The 9,769-nt window shown below is 69.8% G+C and carries 8 protein-coding genes; 2 read left to right on the top strand and 6 right to left on the bottom strand.

Annotated features, from left to right (window positions below; all coding sequences use genetic code 11):
• Nucleotides 1–26 precede the first annotated feature (26 nt).
• Both STRTUCAR8_RS15105 and STRTUCAR8_RS15100 read right to left on the bottom strand, forming a co-directional pair.
• A complete protein-coding gene (locus tag STRTUCAR8_RS15105) occupies nt 27–1,316 on the bottom strand; it encodes a helix-turn-helix domain-containing protein (protein WP_006376629.1) in 1,290 nt (429 codons plus the stop codon).
• Nucleotides 1,317–1,702: 386 nt separating this feature from the next.
• Nucleotides 1,703–2,032, bottom strand: a complete 330-nt coding sequence (locus STRTUCAR8_RS15100) for a hypothetical protein (protein WP_006376609.1) — start codon at nt 2,030–2,032, stop codon at nt 1,703–1,705.
• Between the two features lie 346 nt (nt 2,033–2,378).
• Between STRTUCAR8_RS15100 and STRTUCAR8_RS15095 the strand changes: the two genes are divergently transcribed.
• Nucleotides 2,379–2,906, top strand: a complete 528-nt coding sequence (locus STRTUCAR8_RS15095) for a universal stress protein (protein ID WP_006376589.1) — start codon at nt 2,379–2,381, stop codon at nt 2,904–2,906.
• A 295-nt stretch (nt 2,907–3,201) separates the two neighbouring features.
• On the opposite strand, the gene glmS is transcribed toward STRTUCAR8_RS15095, so the two are convergent.
• A complete protein-coding gene (gene glmS, locus STRTUCAR8_RS15090) occupies nt 3,202–5,019 on the bottom strand; it encodes a glutamine--fructose-6-phosphate transaminase (isomerizing) (RefSeq protein WP_006376590.1) in 1,818 nt (605 codons plus the stop codon).
• Nucleotides 5,020–5,073: 54 nt separating this feature from the next.
• Nucleotides 5,074–5,331, bottom strand: a complete 258-nt coding sequence (locus tag STRTUCAR8_RS15085; RefSeq protein ID WP_006376604.1) for a hypothetical protein — start codon at nt 5,329–5,331, stop codon at nt 5,074–5,076.
• A 164-nt stretch (nt 5,332–5,495) separates the two neighbouring features.
• Between STRTUCAR8_RS15085 and STRTUCAR8_RS15080 the strand changes: the two genes are divergently transcribed.
• The gene (locus tag STRTUCAR8_RS15080) at nt 5,496–7,070 is read left to right on the top strand and encodes a purple acid phosphatase family protein (protein ID WP_006376591.1); all 1,575 of its coding nucleotides are present in this window, start codon (nt 5,496–5,498) and stop codon (nt 7,068–7,070) included.
• A gap of 88 nt (nt 7,071–7,158) precedes the next feature.
• Here STRTUCAR8_RS15080 and STRTUCAR8_RS15075 read toward each other — a convergent pair whose 3' ends face one another.
• Both STRTUCAR8_RS15075 and STRTUCAR8_RS15070 read right to left on the bottom strand, forming a co-directional pair.
• Nucleotides 7,159–8,052 (bottom strand): DUF4429 domain-containing protein, encoded by an 894-nt coding sequence (locus STRTUCAR8_RS15075; RefSeq protein WP_006376611.1) that lies wholly within the window; start codon nt 8,050–8,052, stop codon nt 7,159–7,161.
• 37 nt (nt 8,053–8,089) lie between these two features.
• Complete coding sequence (locus STRTUCAR8_RS15070; RefSeq protein ID WP_006376612.1) at nt 8,090–9,592, bottom strand: RICIN domain-containing protein; 1,503 nt, start codon at nt 9,590–9,592, stop codon at nt 8,090–8,092.
• Nucleotides 9,593–9,769 lie beyond the last annotated feature (177 nt).

The following is a 9,769-nucleotide window of genomic DNA, read 5'->3' as shown; positions in this document are numbered from 1 at the left end:
GTCCGCCGTTCACAACTCACCTGCCGTTACGCGCCGCTCCGCTGGCCCGGCAGGCTCGCGCGGTTTCCGACGTACGGATCCCGCCCGTGGTCCGCCGACAGGCCGACCGAGCTCGCCGTGCGGCGGGCCTGGATCGGGACCGGGCTGTCCGGGTGAAGGGTGCGGTCGTGACCGCCCTGGCCGTGGCCCGGGCCGTGCTGGCCGTGACCCTGGCCCGCAGTGGTCGGCGTACCCATGCCCCCGGGGCCGCCCTGTGCCCCGGCCATCGCTCCGTCCGGCTCCTGCACCCGTTCGCTCTGCGGCCTGCGTGCCCGGTACGCCGCGCGGTACGCGGCCGGGGACGAGCCCAACTGGCGGCGGAAGTGGCCGCGCAGGGCCACCGGGGAACGGAAGCCGCAGCGGCCCGCGACCTCGTCCACCGAGTAGTCCGACGTCTCCAGGAGACGCTGGGCCTGCAGGACGCGTTGCGTGATCAGCCACTGCAACGGCGCGCTTCCCGTGAGCGAGCGGAAGCGGCGGTCGAACGTACGACGGGACATGTACGCGCGTGCCGCCAGCGTCTCCACGTCGAACTGCTCGTGGAGGTGCTCCAGCGCCCAGGCGACGACCTCGGCGAGCGGGTCGGCGCCGATCTCCTCTGGTAAAGACCGATCGAGGTAGCGCTCCTGGCCGCCCGATCGGCGCGGTGGGACCACCAGTCGGCGGGCCAGCGCGCCGGCCGCCTCGTTGCCGTGGTCCGTCCGCACGATGTGCAGGCACAGGTCGATGCCTGCCGCCGTACCGGCGCTGGTCAGTACGTCGCCGTCGTCCACGAAGAGTTCACGTGGGTCGACATGGACGGACGGATAGCGCTTCGCCAGCGTCGGTGCGTACATCCAGTGTGTCGTCGCCGGCCGGCCGTCGAGCAGGCCCGCCGCCGCGAGGACGAACGCGCCTGTGCACAGGCCTACGATCCGCGCACCTTCTTCATGGGCCCGACGCAGTGCGTCGAGCGCCTCCTCCGGCGGCGGCGCGGTGATCGAACGCCAGGCGGGCACGACGACCGTGCCTGCCCGTGCGATCGCTTCCAGGCCGTTCGGCGCGGTCAGTTCCAGCCCGCCGGTGGTCCGCAGCGGGCCCTCTTCTCCGCCGCACACCAACAGTCGGTAGCGCGGTACTCCGGCGTCCTGGCGGTCGATCCCGAACACCGAAAGTGGAATGGAACTCTCGAAGATGGGGCCGCCGCTGAACAGCAGCACCGCGACGATCTCCTTGCGGCGTCGCCCGGAGAGTTTCCGGGCCGCGGCTTCCGGTGCGGCAGTGGAGTCGTGGCTCATACCGCTAAGCCCCCCTCGGTGGTCGCGTCGCCCCTATCTTGTCGGGTCTGTCGCTCCAACACGTTTCCCCTCGGTCCTGCACGAGTCCCCCGCCGTAGACAGTCAAGATCGAATCTACTGTGTCCCATGATGCCGAGGTGACCAGTTGGTCACTCGACAGATTGTCGACTTGGCAACTTGGCGTAAAGCATTCGATCACGAAGCGTTGCACTCGTGGGGCGTGCAGGGAAGTGCGCCTCGTCCCAGTGGCCAATCCGCGTAGGGTGCGCGGCCCCGCCTGGACCCTTTCAGTGCAGGTGGAACAGGGGTTTGGGGGTTGTTCGGCCAAGGGGTGTGCGGTTACCGGAAGTTGGCTGAAAAGCATCGGGTGCGTGCGCTAAAACAGGTCAGTCGACCGGTGTACTTCCGCCGGAGTGTCGACCGCCCCTGTGAGGGCCGGAGCCGGCCCTCCCGTGCCGTCCCCGGGAAGGGGCACCCTCCTCGGCGGGCCGCCCCGGGAGCGGGACGCCCTCCTCGGCCGGCACGCGGGTCGCGCCCCGCTCCGACTGCCTCAGCAGCATCCGGCACACCCCTGTCACGGCCGCCAGGCCCAGCGCCGTACCGGCCGCACCGCCGAGCGAGGTGCCGTAGAGGACGAGCACCACGGGGACCAGAACGCAGCTGAATGCCGCCCAGCGGACGAGGTCGGTCGCGGAGTCCTGGGTCGGTGAGGTCATGGCTGCTCCCTGTGACGACGGGTCACGGGGTTCAACGCGTGTTCGAGCGGTCGGTCACTGGTCATGATGTCCGGAAGATGTGCGCGATCGCGATCGCCGTAGGCGAGATGTAGGCGAACCCTGTGGAAACAGCCTGTACGTGGCAGCAACCATTGCGTTACGGGCACACCCTCGTGCATGCTCCCTGGAACCCGTCCGGAGCATGTGCGGGCTGTGGGCTACGGAGGCGTGCCGCCGTACCCTTGGGGGTATGGGGTTGGGAAGATGATTCCCGGACACAGCTCCGCCGCACACTGTCGTCCCCATTACGTCGTCCCACCACGAGGATCAAAACGCCGAGAATCCCATGGCCGGTCACGAATTTCTGGAACCCGCGGACCGCAAGCGCCCCGTCGCCGATCACACGGCGGCCGAGCCCTTGGCGGCGGAAGAACCACGTCAGTCCTGCGACCCCGCGTTCAAGCACGGTGTCGTCGTCGGTTTCGACGGCTCGACGTCGAGCGAGCGCGCCCTCGCGTACGCCATCGGCATGGCCCACCGTTCAGGTTCGGGTCTGATCATCGTGCACGTCGCCAACCGACTCCCCACCACGGTGTGGGCCGGCTGCGAGCCGCCCGTCTTCGTCGACGTGCCTGACCACCGGACCGAGGTCCTCGGGCTCGAACTCGCGTGCGCGGACTATCTGGCCGAGGTGCCCTGGATCCTCGTGGAGCGTGGTGGCGACATCTGCCACGAACTCGAAGAGGTGGGGCGCGAGTACGAGGCCGACGCGATCGTGGTCGGCTCGACCCACGGCATCGTCGGGCGCATCTTCGGGTCGGTGGCCGGGCGGCTCGCGAAGCGGGCGCAGCGGCCGGTCGTGGTCATTCCCTAGGTTCCCTGGGGTTCCCGGGGTCTCCGAACTCCCTTGCAGGGTGCCTTTGTTGCGCTGGGCAAACCTACTTGCGCGTAGAGGTGTTCGTGCGCTTGTGAAGGGCATATACCGGTCACCGCACCCGGGGTGTGACGGCCTCGGGGTGCTGCGCAGGCCGGGGGTTGGGCGACTCCCGGCGATGTGAGCGGACCCCTCGTGCCTGGTGGCAGTACGAGGGGTCCGTCTCTGTTCGTCGGCCTCCGCGGGTGCGTGGGGGCTGGTCGCGCAGTTCCCCGCGCCCCTGAAAGCAGGTCTCCTACTCCACCGTTACCGACTTCGCGAGGTTTCGCGGCTTGTCGATGTCCCGGCCCAGGGCCAATGCCGTGTGGTAGGCGAGGAGTTGGAGGGGGATGCCCATCAGGATCGGGTCCAGCTCGTCCTCGTTCTTCGGGACGATGATCGTCTCGTCGGCCTTCTCCTGGTGCTGGTGGGCCACCGCGAGGATGCGGCCGCTGCGGGCCTTGATCTCCTCCAGGGCGGCGCGGTTCTTCTCCAGGAGGTCGTCGTTCGGGACGATCGCGACCGTGGGCAGCGCGGGCTCGATGAGGGCCAGCGGGCCGTGCTTCAACTCCGAGGCGGGGTAGGCCTCGGCGTGGATGTACGAGACCTCCTTGAGCTTCAGGGAGGCCTCGCGGGCCACCGGGTAGCCCCGGACGCGGCCGATGAAGAGCATCGAGCGGGCCTCGGCGTACTGCTCGGCCAGCTTCTTGATCTCCTCCTCCTGATCGAGGATCTCGGAGATCTGCCCGGGCAGCCTGCGCAGGCCCTCGATGATCCGCTTGCCGTCACGGACCGACAGGTCACGGGTGCGGCCCAGGTGCAGGGCGAGGAGCGCGAAGGCGACCGTGGTGTTGGTGAAGCACTTCGTCGAGACGACGCAGACCTCGGGGCCGGCGTGCACGTACATGCCGCCGTCCGCCTCGCGGGCGATCGCCGAACCGACCACGTTGACGATGCCCAGCACCCGCGCGCCCTTGCGCTTCAGCTCCTGGACGGCGGCCAGCACGTCGTACGTCTCACCGGACTGCGAGACGGCCACGTACAGGGTGTCGGGGTCGACGACCGCGTTGCGGTAGCGGAACTCGGAGGCCGGCTCGGCGTCGGCCGGGATACGGGCCAGCTCCTCGATCATCTGGGCGCCGATCATGCCCGCGTGGTACGAGGTGCCGCAGCCCAGGATCTTGACGCGCCGCACGGCACGCGCCTCGCGGGCGTCCAGGTTGAGGCCGCCGAGGTGGACCGTGGAGAAGCGGTCGTCGATCCGGCCGCGCAGGACGCGGTCGACGGCCTCGGCCTGCTCGTGGATCTCCTTGTGCATGTAGGTGTCGTGGCCGCCCATGTCGTAGGAGGCGGCCTCCCACTCCACGGTGGTCGGCTCGGCCGTCGTACGCGTGCCCTCGGTCGTGTACGTGCGGAAGTCGTCGGCCTTGAGGGTGGCCATCTCGCCGTCGTCCAGTGTCACTATCTGCCGCGTGTGGGTGACCAGCGCGGCGATGTCCGAGGCGACGAACATCTCCTTCTCGCCGATGCCCAGGACGACCGGCGAGCCGTTGCGGGCCGTCACGATGCGGTCGGGGAAGTCGGCGTGCATGACGGCGATGCCGTACGTGCCCTCGATCACGCGCAGCGCCTGGCGGACCTTCTCCTCCAGGGTCTCCGCCTGGGAGCGGGCGATGAGGTGGGTGAGGACCTCGGTGTCCGTCTCGGAGAGGAACTCGACGCCGTCGGCCTCCAGCTTCTTGCGCAGGTCGGAGGCGTTGTCGATGATCCCGTTGTGGACGACGGCGACCTTGTTGTCGGCCGACATGTGCGGGTGCGCGTTGTGGTCGGAGGGGGCGCCGTGCGTGGCCCAGCGGGTGTGGGCGATGCCGGTGGTGCCGGCGAAGCGCTTGGGGACCTTGGCCTCCAGGTCCCGGACCCGGCCCTTGGCCTTGACCATCTTCAGGCCCGTGGCCTTCGGCGAGGTCACGACGATGCCCGCCGAGTCGTAGCCGCGGTACTCCAGGCGCTGCAGGCCTTCGAGGAGCAGCGGTGCCACGTCACGCCTGCCGATGTATCCGACAATTCCGCACATGTATAAGTGTCCCTGTCCCTGTCTCTGTCGTACGTGGATGCGTACGTGGATGAGCTAGCCGTAGACGATGCGGCGCAGCTGCCGGAGGGTGAGTTCCGGCGGTGCGACCGCGCGGTATCGCAGGTCCGCCTCGATCCGGTCGAAGATCTCCGCGTTCACCAGTCCCTGACTCTGGAGTTCGCGGTGGCGGCGACGGACATAATCCTCGGTTGTCTCGTCGAAGTAGGCGAGAACGTCCTGAATGACTCGTAGCGCCTCGCCCCGGGCCAGGGGCGTGGTACGCAGCAGATGATCAATGAGGTCGTCGTGCACCTGACGATCCTGAGGTAAAGCGACGGCAATCGCAAGAATCCTGCCCGATATCGGGCAACGGTCTGTTGAAACTCTTATGGGACCCTGTTCGGGGCCTGTTCACCCTGTGTCCTGCGGCGCGATGGGTACCCAGAGCACCGTTTTCAGCCATGGACACTCCTCGCATGGGCGTACCCGAGCAGCTCGCCGACCGCATGAGCATGGCCGAGCAGCACGAGTACCTTCGCGCCAAGTTCTCACGGCGCACGATGATCAGAAGCGGCGCCGTCACCGTCGGCGCCGTAGCGGGCGGAGCGTTCGTGCCGGGCGCGGTCGCCCAGGCCGCGACGCGGACCTCCGTACCGACACAGACGTACGGGCAGGCCGAGAAGGTCGACGGCGCGCTCGTCGCCCCCTTCGGCCGGCACCTCGCCTGGGGCAACGACCCCCGCACGGAGATCACCGTCTCCTGGCAGGTCCCGGTCGCGGTGAAGAAGCCCTTCATCCGGATCGGCGCCCACCCGTGGGACCTCTCCCGCAAGATCGAGGCCGAGGTCCGCACCCTCTACACCCCGGCCGGAATCGGCGCCAGCGGCGACCACACCCAGTACTACCTGCATGCCGAGCTCACCCACCTGCGCCCCGGCAGGACCTACTACTACGGTGTCGGCCACGCCGGCTTCGACCCGGCCGAGGCACACCTGCTGGGCACCCTCGGCACCTTCACCACCGCCCCTAACCACAAGAAGCCGTTCACCTTCACGGCCTTCGGCGACGAGGGCGTCAGCTACCACGCCCTCGCCAACAACAGCCTGCTCCTCGGCCAGAACCCGGCCTTCCACCTGCACGCCGGCGACATCGCGTACGGCGACCCGACCGGGCAGGGCAAGACCTCCGACACCGGCTTCGACTCGCGCGTGTGGGACCAGTTCCTCGCCCAGACCGAGTCGGTCGCCAAGTCCGTGCCGTGGATGCCGGCCTACGGCAACCACGACATGGAGGCCTGGTACTCGCCCAACGGCTACGGCGGCGAGGACGCCCGCTGGAACCTCCCCGACAACGGCCCGGACAAGAAGAACCTCCCCGGCGTCTACTCCTTCGTCTACGGCAACACGGCGGTCATCTCGCTCGACGCCAACGACATCTCCTTCGAGATCCCGGCCAACCTCGGCATCTCCGGCGGCACGCAGACCAAGTGGCTGGAGGCGCAGCTCAAGAAGTTCCGCGCCTCCGAGGACGTCGACTTCGTCGTGGTCTTCTTCCACCACTGCGCCTACTGCACCTCCACCGCGCACGCCTCGGAGGGGGGCGTGCGCCAGGAGTGGGTGCCGCTGTTCGAGAAGTACACGGTCGACCTGGTCATCAACGGCCACAACCACCAGTACGAGCGCACCGACGTCATCAAGAACGGCGCGGTCACCAAGAAGCTCCCGATCGGCGGCACTTCGTACCCCGAGACCGAGGGTGTCGTCTACGTGACGGCGGGCGCCGCCGGCCGCAGCCTGTACGCGTTCACCGCCCCGCTCTCCTACGAGGGCCACGAGAACGAGGTCGACTCGGTCGCCTCCTTCATCAACACCAAGGACGGCAAGGTCAACGAGACGGTCACCTGGTCGCGCGTGCGCTACCTCGACTACTCGTTCCTCCGCGTCGACGTCACCCCCGCGTCCAAGGGCCGCCTCGCCACGCTGACGGTGCGCGGTATCGCGGAGACGGGCGAGGAGGTCGACCGCTTCACGGTCGCGCGCCGCGTACGCTGAGCACGCGCGTATGCCCAGAAGGCAGGGCGTACGGGTGACACCAACGGGCGGTTCTCCGGCGCGAGTTGCATGCTTTTCACATGTGCCTCTACATGCGCTTGAGGACCGCCTGTTTGGCGTGCGCGAACTCGTCGTCCGTGAGGACGCCGGTCCGGTGCAGTTCGCCGAGTTCGCGCAGGCGGCGGAGGTGGGCGTCGTGGTCGTGTTCGGCCGACGGCGCGCTGTCGGCCGTGGGCCCGGCGATCTCCTTCCGCCGCTGCGCCGGTACGTCCGTCACGGGCGCCCCCGGATGCGGCAGCCGGGCCTGGACGGCCGCCGCGACCAACGCCATCAGCGGGTCCTTCTTGAATCCCCACAGCTCGACGGAGTTGGGGTCGTACTTCGGCGGGGCCTTGGTCGGCGCGCGGCGCACACCGAAGCGCAGGTGGCCGTTCTCCAGGCCCACCGCCGGATGCCACTCGACGGCCACGATGTCGGCGACGGCCAGGGATCGGGGGCCGGCGGCGGCCTTCGCGTCCTCCGTCTTCCAGTTCCACTCCAGCCGGACGTGCTCACCGTCGAAGGTGGCGGTGCCGTCCCCGGCCGACACGGACAGCGGTACGGCGGGCCCGGGCAGCAGATACCGGTCCACGGCGCCGGACGGCACCTCGTCGAGCAGCAGCGCGTTACGCACCTCGTCCACGAAGTACTCGGCGACGCCGTAGCGGTCGGACTCCACGTTCAGCTGGTACGGGTCGTCGGTGTCCGTCAGTTTGCCGCCGGTCGCCTGGAGCAGCGGGTCGGCGCCGTCGCGCAGCCGGAGCCTGAGGCGTCCCGTCTTTCTGCCCTGCTCGAAGGAGACACCGGCCAACGCGCCCAGGGGGACAGCGAGTTCGCCCAAATCCTTGCGGAGCAGGCTGATGTTCCTGTCGCGCCCCGGGGTGAGCCGGAGGGCGTCACCGTCGAAGACCCAGGTGCCGTCCTTCTGGATGATTTCCGCCATGGGGAGATTCTGGCACCGGAGACTCCGGCACCGGCCGTCACAGCCCCGGTCCCAGCCCCAGCGCGTTCGCGGCCCCGTCGTCCAGGGCGAAGCGAACGGGCTTACCGGTCAAGGTGGTTGTGCGCATCGAGAGCTTTCCGGCGCGCACCCCGAGGGCGATCTCCGGGTTGTCCTGACAGACCAGGACGAACGAGTCGCCGGCCACGGCCTTCGGCAGGAACGCCTGGTCCTCCGGGAAGGGCGCGGCCGATCCCTGTACGTAGGCGCACGGCCGCTGCTGCATCCCGTCGCCCGCGACCCGGTAGCCCGCGATGTCCAGGCAGAACTCCGACGCGACGTTCACCAGGGCGACCGCGCCCCCGGTGAGGGGGACGACCCGCCACTTCTGCGTCTCCCCGCTGTCGCAGGCCGCCAGGACGGGATCGGCGGCGGAGGGGCCGGAACCCGGCGAGGCGTCGCCCGCCGGGCCGGTGACACAGCGTCCGGTGGACACGCTCTTCAGGGTGATCGTGTCGCTGGTGGCGGCGGCCACGGAAGACGGGGCGATGGAGGCGCTCGCCGTGGACCGGGGACGCTCGGCCCCCTCCGCGGAGTCGGACCCCGCCAACAGCCGCAGCGCTCCGGTGGTCAGGGCGGCGGTGACGGCCACCGTGACCGCGACCGTCAGCACCGGGTGTCTGCGTCTGCGGCCGTCGGGCTTGAGACCTCCGTCCTCGGACGGGGCGGACGGGGCGCCGGGCGGCGCGGTCGGTGTGCCGGGCTCACCGGTCGGCCCCCGGTCGCCCGACCGGGCCTTGCGGTAGGCGGCGCCGCCCCACACCAGCACCTGGTCCACCACCAGCCGCCGTACGTCCTCCGCGCCGCCCACCGCGAGCGTGCGCAGCAAGCGCAGGTCGCGGGCGCAGAAGCGGCAGGTGTCCAGGTGGTGCCGGAGATCCGCGGGGGCCTCGCGATGGGTGCCGCGGGCGATGGCGCCGAGCATGCCGCCGTAGCGGAGGCACTGCGGGTCGGCGGTGCGGTCGGCCCGGACGCGCAGGAAGGTGTCGACCAGGCGACCGCGGGCCGTCTGCGCCAGGGAGAGGGCGAACTCCTCGGTCGTGTTCAGGGTCCTGGCCGCCGACGCCGTCTCCTCCGGCTCGGCCAGGCACAGCCACAGTGCGGCCCGCTGCTGGTCGGGCAGTTGCTCGAAGGCGGCCAGCAGAACCGAGCTGTGCTCCACCCGGCGCAGTGTGTCGACGGGGCCGAAGGTGTCGGCCGCCCGTTTCGACCAGTCGCGGAACTCCGGGCGCAGCAGCCCGTGCCGTCCGTCGCGCAGCCAACTGTCGGCGGTGCGCCGTACGTCGGCGAGGAGCGCGGTGCGCAGGGCGGGCCCGTGCTGCCGTGATCCGCGGGCGAGCACCTGGGCGGCCAGGTCGGTGGCGTCGCGCGACTTCGTGCAGAAGGCGTCGGCGTACGCGTGGACGGCCGGGGCGTGTTCCGGCGGGAGGCCGGGCAACGACGTCTGGTGGTACGGGACTTGCTGTGCGAGGTGCTCGGTCATGAACTTGACTCCCCACGGAGCGGGCACGGCAAGGCCAGGACCGTAGTGCCGCATTCTGTGAGGGGCCTGTGCGTTCACCCGCCGGTGTCGCGTACACGGAATCGGTGGGGGCGGCGGAGACGAGGCCAGGGACGGCGACGGGCTCCCCGGGGACCGTACCCGGGGAGCCCGTCTGCC

Origin of the sequence: Streptomyces turgidiscabies Car8, from assembly GCF_000331005.1 — a bacterium.
GTDB classification, from domain to species: domain Bacteria; phylum Actinomycetota; class Actinomycetes; order Streptomycetales; family Streptomycetaceae; genus Streptomyces; species Streptomyces turgidiscabies.
Note: the sequence above shows the minus strand (reverse complement) of the source record. Positions and strands in the feature narration are given on the sequence as shown.